The following is a 20,087-nucleotide window of genomic DNA, read 5'->3' as shown; positions in this document are numbered from 1 at the left end:
ACCCCCTCGTGCAGACGTCTGCACGAGGGGGTTTCGATGACGGTGAGGGGTCTCGGTGGGGCGAGGAAGCAGCCGCCCCCGAAGTACCGACTCAGTGGAAGAAGTGACGCTCTCCGGTGAAGAACATCGTGACGCCGGCCTTGCGGGCGGCATCGACGACCTCCTCGTCGCGCACCGAACCACCCGGCTGCACGATCGCCGTGACGCCGGCGTCGATCAGCACCTGGGCGCCGTCGGCGAACGGGAAGAACGCGTCGGACGCCGCGACCGAACCGGCCGCCCGATCCCCTGCGCGCTCGACCGCGAGGCGGCACGAGTCGACGCGGTTGACCTGGCCCATGCCGACACCGACCGTGGCGTTGTCCTTGGCGAGCACGATCGCGTTCGACTTCACCGCGCGGCACGCCTTCCACGCGAAGATGAGGTTCTCCATCTCCTCGTCACTCGGGCGCTCGCCCGAGACGAGCTCCCAGTTCTTCGCGACCGAGACGATGTCGTCGGGGAAGCGGTCGGCGTCCTGCAGCAGGAGTCCGCCGGAGACGAGACGCACGTCCATGCGCTCCTGCTGCCAGTCCTCCGGCAGCTGCAGCAGACGCAGGTTCTTCTTCGCCTTGAACACCTCGAGCGCGGCCGGCTCGAACGACGGGGCCACGATGACCTCGGTGAAGATGTCCTTGAGGTTCTCCGCCATCTTGAGCGTGACGGTGCCGTTCGCCGCGATCACTCCGCCGTACGCCGAGACCGGGTCGCACTCGTGTGCGCGCAGGTGCGCGCTGGCGATCGGGTCGAGCGCGTTCGGAGCCGTGGTCGCGATGCCGCAGGGGTTGGCGTGCTTGATGATCGCCACAGCGGGCTTGATCATGTCGTAGGCGGCGCGGAGGGCGGCATCGGCGTCGACGTAGTTGTTGTACGACATCTCCTTGCCCTGCAGCTGCGTGGCCTGGGCGATGCCGTGGCCACCGGAGCGGGTGTAGATCGCGCCACGCTGGTGCGAGTTCTCGCCGTAGCGGAGGGTGGCGAGGCGCTCGGCCTGGATCGTCAGGTGAGCGGGCAGGTCGCCCTCGGCGTTCAGCGTGCCCTCGGCGAACCAGGAGGCGACGGCCGTGTCATAGGCCGCGGTGTGCGCGAAGGCGCGGGCGGCGAGTTCCCGGCGCTGCGACAGCGACGTGCCGCCCTCTGCGATGGCCGCGACGACGGCGGGGTACGACTGCGGCGAGACGACGATCGCGACGTTCGCGTGGTTCTTCGCCGCGGCGCGCACCATCGCGGGGCCGCCGATATCGATCTGCTCGACCACGTCGTCGCCGACCGCGCCGGAGGCGACGGTCTCGACGAAGGGATACAGGTTGACCACGACGAGGTCGAACGGGGTGATGTCCAGCTCGTCGAGCTGGCGCTCATGGTCCTCGAGACGCAGGTCGGCCAGCAGACCGCCGTGGATCTTCGGGTGCAGGGTCTTCACCCGTCCGTCCAGCATCTCGGCCACGCCGGTCACGGCGGCGACGTCGGTGACCTCGAATCCGGCCTCGCGGATCGTGGCGGCCGTGGAGCCGGTGGAGACGATCTCGGCGCCAGCCTCGGCGAGAGCGGCGGCGAGCGTCAGCAGCCCGCTCTTGTCACTGACCGAGATGAGAGCGCGACGGATCGGCACCGTGTCGCGATCGCGGTAGAGCGAGGGGTCGTGGCGGGGGCCGGCCATGAAGGGCTCCTTCGTGCGTGAGGGACGTGCGTCGGTGGGAGGAGGGAAGATCAGGAGGAGGAGGTCAGCGCGATCTCGCCGGTGGCGATACCGCGGACCACATCGATCAGGAGCCGTCGTTCGACCGGCTTGATGCGCTCGTGCAGGGTGTGCTCGGTGTCACCGGAGAGGATCGGCACGCGCTCCTGCGCCAGGATCGGACCGGTGTCGACGCCGTCATCGACGACGATCACGCTCGCCCCCGTCTGCGCGACGCCGGCCGCGAGCGCATCGCGCACACCGTGGGCGCCGGGGAACTCCGGGAGGAAAGCCGGATGCGTGTTGATCAGGGCCGGTGAGAACTCCGCCACCACCGCCGGCGGCAGCAGCCGCATGAGACCGGAGAGCACGACCAGGTCGGGCGTCCAGACCCGCAGCTGGCGGGCCAGCTCCTCGCCCCAGGCCTCACGGCTGTCGTGCTCGTGCCAGGGGACGGTGAAGCTGGGGATGCCGAACTCCTCGGCATGGGCCAGACCGTCGGCCTCGCGGTCGGCGCCGACGACGACCACCCGAGCGGGGAAGTCGGGATGGCGAGCGGCCTCGAGGAGGGCGCGAAGATTCGAGCCGGTGCCCGAGATGAGAACGGCGACCGTGAGCACGCGCCCAGTCTACCGGGGCGCGCGGCCCGCTCCTGCCGTGCGTCGGCTCTGCGGCAGCGGTCAGTCGCGCCGGTCGGTCGCGTCCGGGGCCGTGAACCTGCCGAGGTCGTCGAGCGGTGCCGTGTCATCGGCCGAGCGCGCAGCATCCGTCTGCGCGATCTCGGGCGCCCGGTCGATCGTGGCCCAGTCCACCGTCGGGATGCCCGCCATCTCGGCGTTCCAGCGGTCGGTGCGTTCCTCGGCCAGCTCGTCGCGATGGCGCGGCGAGAGCAGCAGGATCGCGGCGCCGAGCAGCACCTCTCCCCCGAGAGCCAGTGCGAACGGAACGGGTGCGGGCCCGACCTCCACCAGCCGCCCCGGCCCCATCGAACCGTGGGCGAGGGCAGCAGCGACCGCAGCGATGCCCGCGACGACCGCACCGATGCCGACGGCGATGACCGCGCGCGGCAGCAGGGCCAGCGGCGTGCCCTCCCAGACCAGTCGCGAGCGGACGGCCCATCCGGCGACGGCTCCGGCGGCGATCGGGACCAGCACGACGATGAGCATCCAGATCGAGCTGTTCTCGGGGAGCAGCCCCAGGATCGGGATGCCGGGCACGACGCCGAGCTGCGTACCGGCCGGAGAGACGGCCGTGCCGACGCCGACCGCGAATCCGGGCCCGGCAATCCACGAGGCGGCCCACACGATGAGTGTCGGGAGATATGCGAACTGGCCGAGGGCCATCACGGTGGCACCGAGCGCATCCACTCGCGACGCCTGGAACAGCGCGACCACCTCACCGCCGCGCAGCAGCGTCATGAGCGCCACAGCGGTGGCAGCAGCGGCGGTCACCCCCATCACCGCGAAGGCCGCACCGCGCACGATCGAGGCGGGTACGGGAGTCCAGTCACCCCAGGTGTCGACGAGGTCGTGCAGACGATCGAGCGGGCCCCCGTCGCCGTCTTCCCAGGCGATCCTGACCGCGCCGCACACCGCGCCGGTCAGGTAGGCGGTGCTCGGCAGGATGATCGCGAGGGGCAACGAGGTCTGCGCCCCCTCCAGCCGGGAGGAGAGGGCGACGCCGGCAGCGATGATCGCGAACACCGCGGCACCCGAGAGGGCACCGATGAGCCAGGCACCCGCCTTGGCGGCGCGTGCACCGGAACGCGCGGCGAAGAGCACCGTGAACAGAAGGAAGGCCAGCGGCGTCACCGACACGATGAAGTTCGCGGCTGCCGCGGGGATCGTGAGCGCGACCAGCAGTTCCGAGGGAATGGTCACGTCGAGCGGCACGCCGTGCCCGAATCCCCAGAGCGTTCCGGTGAGCGGCCAGAGCGCGCCCCAGTCCGCGGTCGCCCCGAAGGCGAGGGTCCACAGCAGGGTCAGCGGCGCGAGCAGCACGGCGAGGCCGACCGCGGCGGCGATGACGGCGTCGAAGGCGGCGAGGAGCGCGACGAGGAGGCGTTGCATAGCGATTCGAGACTACGACGAGAACCCCGCAGGCTCCTGGGGGCGCGCGCGGGTGCGGACGACACGATATCGTCTCCTGCGGAGGTTCCCCCGATGACAACTGCCCCGTCCCCTGCCCCTGCGACTGCCGAACCGAAGAACGCGCTCGACCGGTTCTTCGAGATCAGCAAGCGCGGTTCCACCGTCGGCACCGAGATCCGAGGTGGCCTGGTGACGTTCGTCACGATGGCGTACATCGTGATCCTCAACCCGATCATCCTCACCGGCGCCGCCGATGTCGACGGCACGACGCTGAACTTCAGCGCTGTCGGCGCCGCCACCGCGCTCACCGCCGGCATCATGACGATCCTGTTCGGCCTCGTCACGCGGCTGCCCTTCGGCTTCGCCGCCGGCCTCGGCATCAACGCGTTCGTCGCGTTCTCCGTGGTCGGCCAGGTCACCTGGGCCGAGGCCATGGCGCTCGTGATGATCAACGGCATCGTGATCGTGCTGCTGGCCGCGACCGGTCTGCGCAAGCTGATCTTCGACGCCGTGCCCTTCCAGCTCAAGATCGCCATCACGGTCGGTATCGGCTTCTTCATCGCGTTCATCGGCTTCGTCAACTCGGGCTTCGTCACGGCGACCGGCGCCGCGTCCCCGCCCGTCGGCCTCGGCATCGGCGGCTCGATCGCGACCGTGCCGACCGTGCTGTTCGTCGCGACCCTGATCCTCACCGGCATCCTCGTCGCCCGCAAGGTCAAGGGCGGGCTGCTGATCGGACTCGTCTCCGGCACCGTGCTCGCCGTGATCGTCGAGGCGATCTGGCACCTCGGCCCGCAGATCGGCGCTGATGGCGCGGTCAACCCTGGCGGCTGGAGCCTCACGGTCCCCGCGCTCACCGGCTCGCCCGTCAGCCTGCCCGACCTGAGCCTGATCGGAGCCGTGGACTTCGGATTCGACTTTAACAAGGTCAGCCTCGTCGCCCTCGTCATGATCGTGTTCACCCTGGTGTTCTCGAACTTCTTCGACGCCATGGGCACCATGACCGGCCTCGCGAAGGAAGCCGGCCTGGCCGATGAGAAGGGCGACTTCCCCCGCATCAAGTCGGCACTGATCGTCGAGGGCGTCGGCGCCATCGCCGGTGGTGCCACCTCCTCGTCGTCGAGCACCGTGTTCATCGAGTCCGGCGCCGGCATCGGCGAGGGCGCGCGCACGGGCCTGGCGAACGTGGTCACGGGTGGGATCTTCCTCCTGGCGATGTTCCTGACCCCGCTCACCTCGATCGTCCCGACGGAGATCGCCGCGGCCGCGCTGATCATCGTCGGTGCCATGATGATGGCGCAGATCAAGTACATCGATCTGAGCGACTTCAGCGTGCTGCTGCCGGTGTTCCTCACCGTGACCGTGATGCCGCTGACCTACTCGATCGCCAACGGTATCGGCGCCGGCTTCGTGAGCTGGGTGCTCGTGCAGTCGCTGTCGGGCAAGGCCAAGAAGATCAGCCCGCTGCTCTGGGCCGTCGCCGCCGGGTTCGTGCTGTTCTTCGCGCGCGGTCCCATCGAGTCGCTCTTCGGCGTCGGTATCTGACGCACCGATTCACGAGAGGGGCGGATGCTGCGGCATCCGCCCCTCTTCGCATCCTCGACTTCGCATCCTCGACACGTGTCTGATGCCCGAGGCCGCCTACTTCTGCGGCCAATCCGAACTTCGGCGGCCGATCATGCGCGCACAGGCCGCAGAAGTTCGGACCGGCCGCAATACCGGGGCTGCTCCCGGGCATGAAAGAAGGCCCCAGAGTGGAGTCCGGGGCCTTCAGATCAAGCGTAGCTCAGATCAGAGCGCTTCGATAATCGCGCGCATCAGGTCTGCCGTCTCGGACGGCGTCTTGCCGACCTTGACTCCGGCGGCCTCGAGAGCCTCCTTCTTGGCCTGAGCGGTGCCTGCCGAGCCCGAGACGATCGCGCCGGCGTGGCCCATCGTCTTGCCCTCGGGGGCGGTGAAGCCCGCGACGTAGCCGACGACCGGCTTCGTGACGTGCGCCTTGATGTAGTCGGCCGCGCGCTCTTCCGCGTCGCCGCCGATCTCACCGATCATGACGATCGCCTTGGTCTCGGGGTCCGCCTCGAACGCGGCCAGCGCGTCGATGTGCGTGGTGCCGATGACCGGGTCGCCGCCGATGCCGATGGCGGTCGAGAAGCCCAGGTCGCGCAGCTCGAACATCATCTGGTAGGTCAGGGTGCCCGACTTCGACACGAGGCCGATCGGGCCCTTGCCGGTGATGTTCGCCGGGGTGATGCCGACGAGCGCCTCACCGGGGGTGATGATGCCGGGGCAGTTCGGGCCGATGATGCGGGTCTTGTTGCCCTTGCTCTGCGCGTAGGCCCAGGCCTCGGCCGAGTCGCCGACGGGGACGCCCTCGGTGATGACGACGAGAAGCGGGATCTCGGCATCGATGGCCTCGATCATCGCGTCCTTCGTGAAGGCGCCGGGGACGAAGGCGATCGACACGTCGGCGCCGGTCTCCTTCATCGCCTCGGCGACCGAGGCGAAGACGGGGAGCTCGACGGCGTTGCCGTCCTTGTCGGTGTGCGCGACCGTGGTGCCGGCCTTGCGGGCGTTGACGCCGCCGACGACCTGGGTGCCGGCCTTGAGCATGAGCGCCGTGTGCTTGGTGCCCTCGCCGCCGGTGATGCCCTGGACGATGACCTTGGAGTCCTTGTTGAGGTAGATCGACATTTCTTCAGTCCTTGTGTCTCTCTGCGATCAGGCGTTGGCGAGCTCGGCGGCCTTGTCGGCGCCCTCGTCCATCGTGGCGGCCAGGGTGACGAGCGGGTGCGCGTACTCGGCGAGGATCGCGCGACCCTCGTCGACGCGGTTGCCGTCGAGACGAACGACCAGCGGCTTGGATGCCGTGGCGCCGAGCGTCTCGAGCGCGCCCTTGATGCCGTTGGCGACGGCGTCGCACGCCGTGATGCCGCCGAAGACGTTCACGAACACGCTCTTGACCTGCGGGTCGCCGAGGATGACGTCGAGGCCGGCGGCCATGACCTCGGCCGAGGCGCCGCCGCCGATGTCGAGGAAGTTGGCCGGCTTGACGCCGTTGTGGTTCTCACCGGCGTAGGCGACCACGTCGAGCGTCGACATGACCAGGCCCGCGCCGTTGCCGATGATGCCGACCTCGCCGTCGAGCTTCACGTAGTTCAGGCCGCTCTTCTTGGCCTTGGCCTCGAGCGGGTCGGCTGCGTCCTTGTCCTCGAGTGCCTCGTGCTCGGGGTGGCGGATCTCGGAGGCGTTGTCGTCCAGGGTGACCTTGCCGTCGAGCGCGATGATGTCGCCCTCTTCGGTGCGTACCAGCGGGTTGACCTCGACGAGCGTCGCATCCTCGCCCTTGTAGACGTCGAAGAGCTTCACGAAGACGTCGGAGACCTTCTCGATGAGGTCCTCGGGGAAGTTCGCCGCGCGGGCGATCTCGACCGCCTTCGCCTTGTCGATACCCGTGAGCGGGTTGACCTCGACACGGGCGAGCGCCTCGGGGCGCTCGACGGCGAGCTCCTCGATCTCCATGCCGCCCTCGACCGAGCAGAGGCTCAGGTAGGAGCGGTTGGCCCGGTCGAGCAGCACAGAGAAGTAGAACTCCTCGGCGATGCGGGCACCCTGGGCGACCATGACGCGCTTGACGATGTGGCCCTTGATGTCGAGTCCGAGAATGGCCTTGGCCGCCTCGTACGCCTCGTCGGGGGTCTTGGCGACCTTGACGCCGCCTGCCTTTCCACGGCCGCCGGTCTTGACCTGAGCCTTGACGACGACGACTCCGCCGATCTTCTCTGCAGCCGCCCTCACCTCTTCAGGGGTGTCCGCGACGATGCCGGCGAGAACCGGCACTCCGTACTTTTCGAAAACGTCTCGTGCCTGGTACTCGTACAGATCCACTGTGGTTCCTTCACTGGGCTGCTGTCTGGTAATTCTCTCGATGTCGAGACATCGACCAGTCCCCCAGCCTACTACCTCGCCCTGAGCGCCCCCTGCCCGCGCCGGCGCTTCCGCACGCATCGGAGGACGGTGACCTAGCATCAGAGGATGAGCGAAACCTCTTCCGCCGCCGCGAACGCGACGCGCGTCGTCGCCGCCGCACTCGACCTGTTCGCCGAACACGGTTTCGAACAGACCTCGGTCGAGCAGATCGCCCGGGCCGCAGGAGTATCGCGCTCGACCTTCTTCCGACAGTTCGGCGGCAAGGATGACGTCGTCTTCGCCGACCATGAGCTGCTGCTCGATGTGCTGCGCGAGCACTTCTCCGTCTCCGAAGGCGACCCCTGGTCGACCGTCGCCGACGGCGCGATGCTCGTCTTCCGGCACTTCGCCGCCGAGCCCGATGTGGCCAGACGACGCTACGAGCTCGTGCGGCAGATCCCCGCGCTGCGCGAACGGGAGATCGTGGCGGTGTTCCGCTACGAACGCCTGTTCGACGAGTACCTGCGCGAGTCGCTTCCCGACCTCGACCCGCTCGACGCCGTCAGCTACGCCGCCGTCATCACGGCCGTGCACAACCATGTGCTGCGCCAGATGCTGCGCGGCAAGCGCGTGCCGGCGTCGACGCTGCGTCAGGCGCTCGACGTCGCGATGCGGCGCTTCGGCGTGCAGCAGGATGCCGTCGCCGAGCCCTCGGCCGACGACCTTGTGGTGGCTGTCTTCCCCCGGTCGATGCCGATCGCCGAGGTCACCCGGCGCGTGCGCGCCGAGCTGGGCTGACCCGGCAGCGCGCTCCCCACGACATCCTGTCGTGAAACCGAGTTTCGGCGAGTACGATACTTGGTGCCACGAAGGAGTCATCATGCGCACCGAAGCTTCCCCGTTCCCCGGCGAGCGCGTCTCGTCGTACGACGTCACCGGACGCCAGGACGGCGACTACTACGCCGTGTTCTCCGACATCCCCGCGGCGGACCGTGCCGCGTGGGACCGCGCCAAGGCGTACATCGACGAGGTCGCCCCGCAGATGGCGGACGCCTGGGACCGCGCGGAGTATCCGCTCGAGGCCGCCCGGCGGATGGGCGAGATGGACCTCGTGGTCGACGGCATCGAGCATCCTGCTCTCACTCGGCTCTCGCCCCTCGCCGCAGGGCTCGTGAACATGGAGATCTCGCGCGGCGACGGCTCGCTCGGCACGATCCTCGCGGTGCAGGGCGGACTCGCCCTGCGCACCCTGGCACTGTTCGGCTCCGAAGCGCAGCAGGAGAAGTGGCTCACCGCGCTGGCAGACGGCTCCGTGCTCGGATCCTTCGCCCTGACCGAACCCGACCACGGCTCCGACTCCGTCTCGCTCGAGACCATGGCGCGGCGCGACGGTGACACCTGGGTGCTCCGGGGCACGAAGAAGTGGATCGGCAACGGCGCCTCCGGCGGCATCAGCTTCGTGTGGGCTCGCGTCGATGACGAGACCGCACCGGAGCACGGCGCCGTGCGCTGCTTCCTGGTCGAGCAGGACACCCCCGGCTATACCGGATCCGTCATCCGCGGCAAAGCATCACTGCGTGCCATCCACCAGGCGCACATCGAGCTCGACGACGTGCGCTTACCGCTCGACGCCGTGCTGCCCGGCACGAAGAGCTTCAAGGACGCCTCCGTCGTGCTCTACGCCACCCGCTCCGGCGTCGCCTGGTCGGCGCTCGGTCATGCCACTGCCTGCTACGAGGCTGCGCTCGCATACGCCACGCAGCGGGTGCAGTTCGGCAAGCCGCTGGCGAAGTTTCAGATGGTGCAGGAGCGGCTGACCCACATGCTCGAGGACGTCACGGCGATGCAGCTGTACTGCCGTCGCCTCGCCGACCTCGAGACCGCGGGCGAGCTGCGCCCGACCCAGGCCTCGCTCGCGAAGTTCCACAACACCCGGGCCGCCCGCCGCGTCGCCGCTATCGCCCGCGATCTGCTCGGCGGCAACGGCATCCTGCTCGAGAACGGCGTGATGCAGCACATGGCCGACATCGAGGCGATCCACACCTACGAGGGAACCGAGAGCGTGCAGGCGCTGCTGCTCGGTCGCGACATCACCGGGATGAGCGCGTTCGTCTGAGCAGCAGCCCGCGTCGACGGCTCGACCGCTCAGGAGCGCACGTGGCGCTCTCGGCTCGCCGCAGCGCCCATCACGGCCTGGACCCCGAGCAGCACGACGAGCGCCGCCACAGGAGCGGTCCATCCGCCGACGACGGCGTGCAGCAGGCCGAGTCCGATCGGCCCGAGTCCGGCCAGCAGATATCCGATTCCCTGCGCCATGGTCGACAGGTGCGCGGTGCGCCTCGCGTCGGGCGCGCGGAGCACGATGTAGGTCAACGACAGCGCGATCGCGGCGCCCTGACCGAAGCCGAGCAGCGTCATCCACACCCACGCCGCGGCGCCGGCCGGCGCCACGAGCAGACCGGTGAGTCCTGCCGCGCACAGCAACGCTGAGGCCACGACCGGGAACCACGTCTGCCGGATATGACGCAGCATCGTCGGCACCAGCAGCGCCGCCGCGATCCCCGGCAGACTCGAATACGACAGCAGCAGTCCGGCCTCGGACGCCGGAACCCCGGCGTCGTGCAGCAGGGTGGGGATCCAGGTCAGGGCCGCGTAATAGCTCAAGCTCTGCAAACCCATGAATCCGGTGACCGCCCACGCGACCGGATCGCGCAGCAGCATCCCGAGGCGCGGCTCGTCTGGAGACTCCGTGATCGCATCGCCGGGCGCTCCCGCCACCATCGGCGAGTCGGCGACGCTGCGGATCGCCCGCGGAGTCCAGATCAACAGGGCGAGCACCGCCGGGATCGCCCAGAGCCCCAGGGCACCCCGCCAGGATCCGTCGAGCGCGACCATGAACGGCACGGTGAGGGCGGCAGCCGCGGCAGCGCCGAGGAACAGCACCGTGGAGTACAGACCCATCATCAGCCCGAGGCGGTGCGCGAAGTCCTGCTTGATCACTGCAGGCATGCACACGTTCGCCACCGCGATCCCCGCGCCCACCAGCACCGTGCCGCCGAAGAGCGCCAGCGGAGACGGAAGGAGGCGGATGCCGATGCCGACCGCCACGACGACCATCGTGAGCGCGAGCAGCCGGTGCAGCCCGATCCAGCGCGTCAACGCCGGAGTGAGGAACGCGAAGGCCCCGAAGGCGAACACCGGGATCGTGGTCAGCAGTCCGGCCGCTGCTGCGGGGATGCCGAGCTCCTGCTCGATCGCAGGGAGCACCGGCCCGACCGACGCGACACCCATGCGGAGGTTCAGGGCGATCATGAGGAGCCCCACCCCCACGTATATCCCGGTGAGCACCGCGCCGCGTCGGACGGATGGCGCGGTCGCCGGGATCGGAGCGGTGTCGAACGGTTCCTGCATCGTGGTCATGCCTCGAGTCCAGCATTCGCTCCCCCTGTCAGGAAACACGTAAACTGCATTGTGATGTCGAATACCCGCCAATCTCCTCGACTCGTCGATCTGCACCTCGTCGACTTTGATTCCCCCGCGGCGCTGCCGATGGAGGGCGCCTACCGGTTCGCGCACGCCGAGACCTCACCCCGTCACGCCCATCCTCTGGGGCACCTCGTGCATGCCGCATCCGGCGTGCTGTCGCTGCTCACCGACGACGGCGCCTGGATCGCGCCATCGACCCGAATGGCGTGGGTGCCCGCCGGCGCCGAGCACCGTCATCGCGCGCACGGGCGCACGGACATGCGCATCGTCCACCTCGGCGATGAGCTCGCGGCCCTGCTTCCGGCCGCGCCAGCGGTTCTCGTCGCGACACCGCTCGCCCGCGAGGCGGTGCTGGCGATGACATCCGACCGCTCCCGCAGCGCCGACGCGCTCGACCACCTGCGTCGCGTCATCGTGGATGAGGCGGTCACCGCGCCCGAGCAGCCGCTGCATCTGCCGGAACCGCATGATCCGCGCCTGCGCGAGGCGGCGCGCATCGTCGAGGAGGACCTCGCGGTGCCGGTGTCGCTCGGCGGGATCAGCGCACGCACGGGCACAGCCGAGCGCACGTTGAGCCGCCTGTTCCAGCAGGAGACGGGCATGGGGTACCGGCAGTGGCGACTTCAGCTGCGTGTGCATCGCGCACTCGTCCTGCTCGCCGACGGCACCTCGGTGACCGACACGGCCGCGGCGTGCGGATGGGCGACGACCAGTCAGTGCATCGAGCAGTTCACGCCGCTCGTCGGGATGACCCCCGGTCGGTATCGCCTGTCGCAGCTCGCGGGCTGAGCCGACGGCCGTGCGGAGCACGTCCGTCGGCTCGAGCGATCAGTTGCAGCCGCAGCCGCCAGCCGGGGTCTTCACCATGAAGCAGACATCGCACACGCCGTAGTCGCGCTCCTCGACCGGCTTCGACGCACGCTCGCGGGGAGCGGCGGCAACGCGCGGGGTCGTCGTGCGCTTGGCCGCGCGGGGCGGCGTCAGCGGGATGAACTCGCTCGGGTGGCTCACGTAGAACAACGGCGCGCGGCCCTCGCTCGGCTGCAGCCGCAGAGCGGTCGAGCCGACGACGATGTGCTCGTCCTCCGTGAAGCCGTTCGTGTAGGTCTTGCCGATGTGAAGGGCAGCGCCCTCTCCGCGGCGGATGGCCTCGATGTAGCGGCCGCGGTCGATGTACGAGCTGATGCCGACGGCATCCATGATGCCGGTGATGAACTCATGGTTCGACGGGTCGATGCGGTGCGCACGCAATGCTTCGGGCAGCGAGCGATATGGACGGGAGGTGCCTGCGGGGGTCGGCCCCTGAACTTCTTTCATCACTCTCCAGGATCGCACGTCTGAGCGCGTCCGCCGACCGATTCTCGAACCGATCTCCCCGCACCGGGGACGCACGGCGCGCGCACCCGCATGCGAGACTGGCGTGATGTCACGGGCAACGATCGTCGGGTCAGGGCCGAACGGTCTCGCCGCCGCGGTCGCGCTCGCCCGCGCCGGCTACCGGGTGCGGGTGCTCGAAGCCGCGGAGACGATCGGCGGCGGCGTGCGCACGCTCGAATCCACACTCCCCGGGTTCCGGCATGATGTCTGCTCCGCCGTGCACCCCGCCGCCCTCGCCTCGCCGTTCTTCCGCGCGTTCGGACTGGCCGAGCGGATCGACTGGATCCGCCCCGAGATCTCCTACGCGCACCCCCTCGACGACGCGCGAGCGGCAATCGCCTGGCGCGACATCGACCGCACAGCACGCGGGCTGGGCGTCGACGGCGCCGCCTGGACCAGAAGACTGAGGCCGCTCGCCCGCCACATCGACGGCCTCGGAGACTTCACCGGGAACGCCCTGTTGCGCGTCCCCCACGACCCCGTCACGGCAGCACGGTACGTCGCGCGGATGATCGACCAGAGTGCCCTGTTCTCACGGCGCGCGTTGCGCACCGAGGAGGCCGCGGCGCTCATGGCCGGCGTGGTCGCTCATGCCAACACGCGGTTGCCATCGCTCTCCGGTGCCGCGGCCGGCCTGCTGCTGGCCGCCCACGCACACGCCGGAGGGTGGATGTATCCGCGCGGCGGAGCCCAGCGCATCGCCGACGCCCTGGTGTCCGACCTTGTGGCGCACGGCGGCACCGTCGAGACCGGGACGCACGTCACCGACCTGCGCACTCTCGACTGGGGCGACCCGGCGCGCGGCGACCTGCTGCTGCTGAACAGCTCGCCGCGCCTGGCGCTGACCCACCCCGACATCCCCTCGCGCTACGCGAAAGCGCTGACCGCGTACCGCTACGGGCCAGGGGCGGCGAAGGTCGACTTCGCGCTGGACGGGCCGGTCCCGTGGGCCCACGCCGATGTCGCGCGGGCGCCCACCGTGCATATCGGTGGCACGCGCGACGAGATCTGGGCGAGCGAGAATGCCGTGGCGCAGGGACGCGTGAGCGACCGGCCGTACGTGCTCGCCGTGCAGCCCTCGGTGTTCGATCCGTCACGGGCTCCCGACGGGCGGGCGGTGTTCTGGGCGTACATCCACGTGCCTGCCGGGTCCGATCTCGATCCGACCTCCCTCATAACAGCGCAGGTCGAGCGGTTCGCCCCCGGGTTCCGCGATCGCATCGTCGCCCACCACGCCGTGCCGGCCTCCTCACGCGAGGCCGTCAACCCGGCCGAGATCGGCGGCGATATCTCCGGCGGCGTCTTCAGCCTCGTGCAGGCCGTGCGGCGACCCACGCTGTCTCCCACTCCCTGGCGCACTCCGATGCGCGGCGTCTACCTCGCCTCGTCCGCGACCCCTCCGGGTCCGGGGGTGAACGGCATGGCCGGCTGGCATGCCGCCCGTACGGCCCTCGCCGATGCCGGACTCCCCCACGCGCTGGCCGATCTCTTCGGCTGACGCGTCCACAACTCAGGACGCTCCGTGCCCAGCACCTGGGCGAGCCGCCGGAATCTGCGACTCACCCTCCACCCCCGGCGAGGTTCATCCTGAGTTGAGAAGCCGCCTCGCGTGCTCTTCCGCCACGGCGATGGCGACGCCAGGATGGAGCCATGCGCTACGAGATCCCTGCGCCGATGCTGGCCAAAGCCGCAGCGACGGTGCCCGACCCTGCGAAGACCCCGGGCGGGCTGCTGTATGAGCCCAAGTGGGACGGCTTCCGCGGCCTCATCTCGTGGGACGGCACGACCGTCGAGATCGGCTCCCGCGGTGCGAAGCCGCTGACGCGGTACTTCCCCGAACTGGTCGAGGCCATCCCGACGCTGCTGCCCGGTCCGTGCCTGCTCGACGGCGAGATCGTGGTCGCCACCGGGCCCGAGGGCGCCCAGCGCCTCGATTGGGAGGCGTTGAGTCAGCGCATCCATCCCGCGGCATCCCGCGTCGCCCGTTTGTCCGCCGAGACCCCGGCGATGTTCATCGCCTTCGACCTGCTCGCCGAGGGCGATGACGATCTGCGCGCGACGCCGTTCGAAGACCGCCGGCAGCGCCTCGAACGGCTGCTGGCCGATGTGCCGCACCCGCTGCACCTCACGCGCACCACCCGTGACCGCGAGGCCGCCGTCCGCTGGTTGGCGGAGTTCGAGGGGGCAGGACTCGACGGCGTGGTCGCCAAGCCGCTCGCCGAGCCCTACGCCCCCGGCAAGCGCACGCTGATCAAGATCAAGCACGCACGCACCGCCGATGTGGTCGCGCTCGGGTATCGCATCCACAAGTCGGGTTCGGGGGTCGGCTCCCTGCTGGTCGGGCTGTACGGTGACGACGGCAGCCTGCGCCAGGTCGGCGGGGTGGCTGCGTGGAGTGACGTACGCCGCCAGGAGCTGGTGACGGAGCTGGCACCGCTGGTGGAGCGCGACGAGGCCGGCGACGCGGTCACGGGAGTGGGCGAGCGCTCGCGCTTCAGCGGGGCGAAGGACGTGTCGTTCGTGAGGCTGCGCCCCGAGCGTGTGCTCGAGGTGCGCTATGACCAGCTCGAAGGAGCGCGCTTCCGGCACACCGTGCAGTTCGAGCGCTGGCGCCCCGACCGCGATGCCCGATCGTGCACTTACGATCAGCTCGACACGGTCGCCGGCTACGACCTCGCCGACGTGCTGGCCTGAGCGCGGTCAGCTCTTCTCGGCCGGTGTGGCGTCGTCGTCCCAGTTCGCGGCGACCTTCTTGCTCGGCTGCACCCGGGGCGGCTCCCCCGGCATCTTGGGGAACTCCGGAGGGAACGACAACTCCCCCAGCCCGTTCTCGACGTCACGCGCCCACCACTCCAGCAGGGTGTCGATGCGTCCGGGCGCATCCTGCATCGGCGCCCACGGGTCCCCCACGTCATCGAGCCGCTGCGGGATGCTGCGCACCGTGAAGCGCGTGGGGTCGAGGCCGTCCAACTCCTCCCAATGCACCGGGGTCGACACCGTCGCCGCGGGGAGGGCACGCGGGCTGTAGGCGCCCGCCATGGTGCGGTCGCGGTTGGCCTGGTTGAAGTCGACGAAGATCCGCTCTCCGCGTTCCTCCTTCCACCAGTTCATGGTCACCTGCTCGGGCATCCGCCGCTCCAGCTCACGCCCCGCAGCGATCACCGCATGACGCACGTCGAGGAACTCATGGGCCGGCTCGATGGGCGCGAAGACGTGCAGTCCGCGGTTGCCGCTGGTCTTCGCGAACGCCTCCAGCCCCGCCTCCTGCAGCACCTCCCGCAGCACATGCGCGGCGCGCACGGCGTCGGCGAAGTCCGTGCCGGGTTGGGGGTCCAGGTCGATCCGCAGCTCGATCGGGTTGTCGGCGTCGGCCGCGAGCGACGCCCACGGATGGAACACGATCGTGTTCATCTGCACGGCCCACACGACCGCGCTCGCACGGTTGAGCACGAGCTGCGGATGCTGGCGCCCGCTGTTGTAGGTCACCGTGACGGCGTCGACGTAGTCGGGCGTGCCCTTCGGAGGGTTCTTGGAGAAGAAGCCGTCACTGCCGACCCCGTCGCGAAACCGTTCGAGCGAGACCGGACGCCCGCCGTTCGCTGAGAGGAACGGCACGGAGACACGCTGCACGTACTCCGCCAGCTCCGCCTTGGTGATGCCGACATCAGGCCACACCACCCGGTTCGGACTGGAGAGCACGACGTCGCGCTCTCCGTCGGTGTCGGCGACGGTCACGGTCACGCGCTCGGAGGCCATGCTCCGACACTAGGGCGCGGGCGTTCCCGGCGGAACCCCCGGAGGAGACGGTCCTTCCGCGACGTCAGTCGTCGAGATCGACGGCGAGCGCGAGCACCGGTGCCAGGGCGTCGCGCTCGACGATCATCGACGGTCCTGCCGAATCGACGATGACGCCGGCCATCGCGGTGTGGCTGGAGAGCACCTTCGCGAGCTGATCGGGTGTGAAGGGCAACGGGCGATCACCTCGACCGAGCGCGATCACCTCGAGCGGATGCGTGAACAGCTGCAGGAACCGCTTGCCGTCCGTGGTCTGCGCCTCGGCGATGCCGACCTGTCCCGTGTCGGTGCCGTCGTTCACGGCCACCCACATGCGCGTGGTGGCGAGGGCCTCCCCGACCTTGGTCGCCGAATCCTGGGCCCGCGGCGTCGCGAGGATCGTCTTGACGGTCATGTCGACATCGGCCTGCTCGAGGGTCTTCTGCAGCAGCTCCGTGGGAAACACGACCCGGTGCGGGGCCGAGGCGTTGTCGACGATCAGGCCGGCGAAGTCGCCGGCGACGACCTGCTGCAGTACGGCGGTGACCGGCTGTGCGACCGCGGAGGTCGCTGCGGGATCCTGCTCGAGCTGCACGGAGTCGCGCACGGCGGCGGCCGAGCTGAACGCGAGCATGAACTGACGCTCCTCATCGCGCACGACGGCCACCGCCAGCGGCTTGCCCTCGGCGATCTGCGCACGGGCGTCGCCGTTGACGCGGATGTAGAGGTGCCCCTGCAGCGCCTGGCGCATGACGCCGAGCAATTGCTCGTTGGTGGCGCCCGCTTCGATCTCCTTCAGCGCCTCGCGCAGCAGGACGTTGTCCTTCATGCCCGCGACCGTCTCGGTCTGCTCCGGCGGCAGCGCCGGAGCGAGCGGCAGACGGCGCTCGACGGGTTCTGCAGGGCGGGGCGGGTTCGCCGTCGCGGTGGTCTGGGCAGCGCGGGCCGTGGAGTCGTCGGAGCCGCCCGGCTGCTCGTTCTGGTCAGGCAGCGCGACCGCGGGGCCAGCTGCTTCTCCGACACCGCGGAACGCCTGCACCGAGATGCCGATGCGGGGGGCTTCGACCTCCGGCTCTGCGGTCGGGGCAGTCACGTCCGCATCGGCGGGGGCATCGCCCTCGACCTCGGAGACGTCGGATGCGGGGGCGACGACATCGTCACCGGACTTCTTGCGGCGGGAGAACAGGGCCATATCTGTCAGCCTAACCCGCCGTGAGCGGCCCGCGATGCGGACTAGATCTTCTCGATCGGCGCGACCTTGATGAGCAGCTTCTTCTGCCCGGACGTGTCGAACCGCACATGCGCGATGCGCTTCGCCCCCTCTCCGGTGACCGCGTCCACCCGCCCCTCACCGAAGTCCGTGTGCCGGATGCGGTCGCCCGCCGTGAGCTCCAGGTCGCCGTTGTCGCGCACCTTGGCGGTGACGCGGTTCGGGAACCGATCCATCGCGGTCGACAGCGGCTTGAGCGAGTCCCTGCCGGGGAGGGCTTTCACGCCGAAGCGATCGCCGGACCCCGAGCTCGACGACCCGAAGCCCCCGGGGCGGCGGGCGTTGAGGGCGCGCGACTGCATGCCGCCGCGCGAGTTCACGTCACCGGGCGACTGGCGCCAGTCGATCAGCGCCGCGGGGATCTCCTGCAGGAAGCGGCTCGGCATCGCGACCGTGACCTCGCCGAACTGCGCGCGGGTCATGGCGAGCGAGAGGTGCAGACGCTTGCGCGCACGCGTGATGCCGACGTAGAACAGCCGGCGCTCCTCCTGCGGGCCACCCGGCTCACCCGCCGAGATGCGGTGCGGGATGAGGTCCTCCTCGACACCCGTGACGAAGACCGCGTCGTACTCCAGCCCCTTGGCGGTGTGCATCGTCATGAGCGACACCGTGCCGGATTCGTCTTCGAGGTCGTCGGCGTCGGAGACCAGCGCCACCTCCGTCAGGAAGTCGACGATCGTGCCCTCCGGGTTGTTGCGGGCGAAGTCCCGTGTGACGGCGACGAACTCGTCGAGGTTCTCGACCCGCGCCTCGTCCTGCGGGTCACGGCTGGCGCGGAGGGCATCGAGGTAGCCGCTCTTCGAGAGCAGCAGGCTGAGTCCCTCGGCCACGGTGGTGGGTGGCGGGAGCTCCCCCGACGCGGGGAGCATGATCGCGGTCGCCTCGGCGAGCACGGCATCGAGCTGGGCGATCGCGGCCTGGATCTTGGGGCCGAAACCGAGCTGCGTCGGGTGCGCCAGCGCATCGCGGAAGCTCATGTCGTGTTCTTCGGCGAATCGGGCGATCGCCGTCTCCGTGACGTCGCCGATGCCGCGGCGCGGTTTGTTCAGGATGCGGCGGACCGACATGTCGTCGGCCGGGTTCGCGACCGCGATCAGGTAGGCCAACGCATCCTTGATCTCGGCGCGATCGTAGAACTTCGTACCGCCCATGACCTTATAGGGCACGGCCGAGCGGATGAAGATCTCCTCCAGCGCACGCGACTGCGAGTTCGTGCGGTAGAAGACCGCCATCTCGGAGTACGGCATGCCGGCACGATGCAGCGCCTCGATCTCGTCGGCGACGAACTGGGCCTCGTCGTGCTGCGAGTACCCGGTGAAGCCGATGATCGCGTCGCCGTCGCCCTTGTCGCTCCAGAGCTTCTTGTCCTTGCGGTCGAAGTTGTTGCCGATGACTGCGTTGGCCGCCGAGAGGATGTTCTGCGTCGACCGGTAGTTCTGCTCGAGCAGCACCACCTGTGCGCCGGGGAAATCGCGCTCGAACTCGCTGATGTTGCGGATGTCGGCGCCCCGGAAGGCGTAGATCGACTGGTCGGAGTCACCGACCACCGTGAGCGAGGCTCCGCCTTCGGGGGCGTCAGGGTTCGCCGCCGGCTCGGGCTCGAAGATCATCATGCCGTTCGAGGCGTACGGGTCGGGGGCGGCCGCGGCGGAGACCGGCCGGGTGAGCTCGTGGATCAGCGCGTACTGCGCGTGGTTGGTGTCCTGGTACTCGTCGACCAGGATGTGCCGGAAGCGTCGACGATAGGTGTCGGCGACCTGGGGGAAGGCGCGGAAGAGATACACCGTCTGGCCGATGAGATCGTCGAAGTCGAAGGCGTTCGCCTTGCGCAGCTGGCGCTGGTAGTCCGCGAACAGCTCGACGAAGATGCGCTCCGCCGGATCCGACATGTTCGCGTCGCGGGCGTAGGACTCGGCATCAGACAACTCGTTCTTGAGCTTGGAGATGCGCGACTGCACGGCGGCGGGGGTCAGACCGTACGCGTCTGCCTCGTGCTCCTTGACCAGGCGCTTGAGGAGCGCACGGGAATCGCCGGAGTCGTAGATCGTGAAGGTCTTGGTGAAGCCGAACTGCTCGGCCTCGCGTCGCAGGATGCGCACGCAGGCGGAGTGGAACGTGGAGATCCACATGCCGCGGGCCACATCGCCGACCAGCCCTGCGACGCGCTCGCGCATCTCTCCCGCGGCCTTGTTGGTGAAGGTGATCGCGAGGATCTGACTCGGCCACGCCTCACGACTGCGCAACAGCGACGCGATGCGCCGCGTGAGCACGCTGGTCTTTCCGGAACCGGCACCGGCCACGATGAGCAGCGCGGGGCCGCGGTAGGTCACCGCTTCGAGCTGCTGCGGGTTGAGGCCGGCGAGGAGGTCGTCCTGACCCTGCGGGCCGGCGGTTCCGGGAACGATGAGAGGAGCTTCGGTCATGGCCTTATGAGTCTAGGCCGCGGCACCGACACGGCGGCACG

Annotated in this window: 16 protein-coding genes; 6 read left to right on the top strand and 10 right to left on the bottom strand. The window is 69.5% G+C overall.

What is annotated here, in order from left to right; translation table 11 throughout:
- Positions 1 to 91 precede the first annotated feature (91 nt).
- From purH to KZC51_RS07570, 3 genes are read right to left on the bottom strand one after another with little or no spacing between them, the layout of a single operon-like run.
- A complete protein-coding gene (purH, locus tag KZC51_RS07580) occupies positions 92 to 1,699 on the bottom strand; it encodes a bifunctional phosphoribosylaminoimidazolecarboxamide formyltransferase/IMP cyclohydrolase (protein ID WP_247629388.1) in 1,608 nt (535 codons plus the stop codon).
- A 50-nt stretch (positions 1,700 to 1,749) separates the two neighbouring features.
- Positions 1,750 to 2,337, bottom strand: coding sequence for a phosphoribosylglycinamide formyltransferase (purN, locus tag KZC51_RS07575; protein WP_247629387.1), 588 nt, complete (start codon positions 2,335 to 2,337; stop codon positions 1,750 to 1,752).
- Positions 2,338 to 2,397: 60 nt separating this feature from the next.
- On the bottom strand, positions 2,398 to 3,786 hold the full coding sequence (locus KZC51_RS07570; protein WP_247629386.1) for a cell division protein PerM: 1,389 nt from the start codon (positions 3,784 to 3,786) through the stop codon (positions 2,398 to 2,400).
- 93 nt (positions 3,787 to 3,879) lie between these two features.
- Here KZC51_RS07570 and KZC51_RS07565 point away from each other — a divergent pair, with 93 nt between their 5' ends.
- On the top strand, positions 3,880 to 5,352 hold the full coding sequence (locus KZC51_RS07565; RefSeq protein WP_247629385.1) for an NCS2 family permease: 1,473 nt from the start codon (positions 3,880 to 3,882) through the stop codon (positions 5,350 to 5,352).
- 246 nt (positions 5,353 to 5,598) lie between these two features.
- On the opposite strand, the gene sucD is transcribed toward KZC51_RS07565, so the two are convergent.
- Positions 5,599 to 6,501, bottom strand: coding sequence for a succinate--CoA ligase subunit alpha (gene sucD / locus KZC51_RS07560; protein WP_247629384.1), 903 nt, complete (start codon positions 6,499 to 6,501; stop codon positions 5,599 to 5,601).
- A 27-nt stretch (positions 6,502 to 6,528) separates the two neighbouring features.
- Complete coding sequence (gene sucC / locus KZC51_RS07555; protein ID WP_247629383.1) at positions 6,529 to 7,695, bottom strand: ADP-forming succinate--CoA ligase subunit beta; 1,167 nt, start codon at positions 7,693 to 7,695, stop codon at positions 6,529 to 6,531.
- 147 nt (positions 7,696 to 7,842) lie between these two features.
- Between sucC and KZC51_RS07550 the strand changes: the two genes are divergently transcribed.
- On the top strand, positions 7,843 to 8,514 hold the full coding sequence (locus KZC51_RS07550) for a TetR/AcrR family transcriptional regulator (protein ID WP_247629382.1): 672 nt from the start codon (positions 7,843 to 7,845) through the stop codon (positions 8,512 to 8,514).
- 82 nt (positions 8,515 to 8,596) lie between these two features.
- Entirely contained in the window at positions 8,597 to 9,832 is a 1,236-nt protein-coding gene (locus tag KZC51_RS07545) for an acyl-CoA dehydrogenase family protein (protein ID WP_247629381.1), read from the top strand.
- Positions 9,833 to 9,861: 29 nt separating this feature from the next.
- On the opposite strand, the gene KZC51_RS07540 is transcribed toward KZC51_RS07545, so the two are convergent.
- Positions 9,862 to 11,136, bottom strand: coding sequence for a CynX/NimT family MFS transporter (locus tag KZC51_RS07540; RefSeq protein ID WP_247629380.1), 1,275 nt, complete (start codon positions 11,134 to 11,136; stop codon positions 9,862 to 9,864).
- 54 nt (positions 11,137 to 11,190) lie between these two features.
- Here KZC51_RS07540 and KZC51_RS07535 point away from each other — a divergent pair, with 54 nt between their 5' ends.
- Complete coding sequence (locus KZC51_RS07535) at positions 11,191 to 11,991, top strand: AraC family transcriptional regulator (RefSeq protein ID WP_247629379.1); 801 nt, start codon at positions 11,191 to 11,193, stop codon at positions 11,989 to 11,991.
- A gap of 39 nt (positions 11,992 to 12,030) precedes the next feature.
- Here KZC51_RS07535 and KZC51_RS07530 read toward each other — a convergent pair whose 3' ends face one another.
- Positions 12,031 to 12,519, bottom strand: a complete 489-nt coding sequence (locus KZC51_RS07530; protein WP_247629378.1) for a hypothetical protein — start codon at positions 12,517 to 12,519, stop codon at positions 12,031 to 12,033.
- A gap of 106 nt (positions 12,520 to 12,625) precedes the next feature.
- Between KZC51_RS07530 and KZC51_RS07525 the strand changes: the two genes are divergently transcribed.
- Both KZC51_RS07525 and KZC51_RS07520 read left to right on the top strand, forming a co-directional pair.
- Positions 12,626 to 14,077 (top strand): phytoene desaturase family protein, encoded by a 1,452-nt coding sequence (locus KZC51_RS07525; RefSeq protein ID WP_247629377.1) that lies wholly within the window; start codon positions 12,626 to 12,628, stop codon positions 14,075 to 14,077.
- Positions 14,078 to 14,229: 152 nt separating this feature from the next.
- Positions 14,230 to 15,273, top strand: a complete 1,044-nt coding sequence (locus KZC51_RS07520) for an ATP-dependent DNA ligase (protein WP_247629376.1) — start codon at positions 14,230 to 14,232, stop codon at positions 15,271 to 15,273.
- A 6-nt stretch (positions 15,274 to 15,279) separates the two neighbouring features.
- Here KZC51_RS07520 and ligD read toward each other — a convergent pair whose 3' ends face one another.
- The 3 genes from ligD to KZC51_RS07505 form a co-directional block, all read right to left on the bottom strand.
- The gene (gene ligD / locus KZC51_RS07515) at positions 15,280 to 16,335 is read right to left on the bottom strand and encodes a non-homologous end-joining DNA ligase (protein WP_247629375.1); all 1,056 of its coding nucleotides are present in this window, start codon (positions 16,333 to 16,335) and stop codon (positions 15,280 to 15,282) included.
- Positions 16,336 to 16,399: 64 nt separating this feature from the next.
- Positions 16,400 to 17,545, bottom strand: coding sequence for an SseB family protein (locus KZC51_RS07510; protein WP_247629374.1), 1,146 nt, complete (start codon positions 17,543 to 17,545; stop codon positions 16,400 to 16,402).
- Between the two features lie 41 nt (positions 17,546 to 17,586).
- Positions 17,587 to 20,046 carry an ATP-dependent helicase gene (locus tag KZC51_RS07505; RefSeq protein ID WP_247629373.1) on the bottom strand — a complete coding sequence of 820 codons (2,460 nt, stop codon included), beginning with the start codon at positions 20,044 to 20,046 and terminating at the stop codon, positions 17,587 to 17,589.
- Positions 20,047 to 20,087 lie beyond the last annotated feature (41 nt).

The organism is Microbacterium croceum (genome assembly GCF_023091245.1).
Taxonomy (GTDB): Bacteria; Actinomycetota; Actinomycetes; order Actinomycetales; family Microbacteriaceae; genus Microbacterium; species Microbacterium croceum.
The sequence above is the reverse complement of the archived record's forward strand: the minus strand, read 5'-3'. Positions and strand labels throughout refer to the sequence as shown.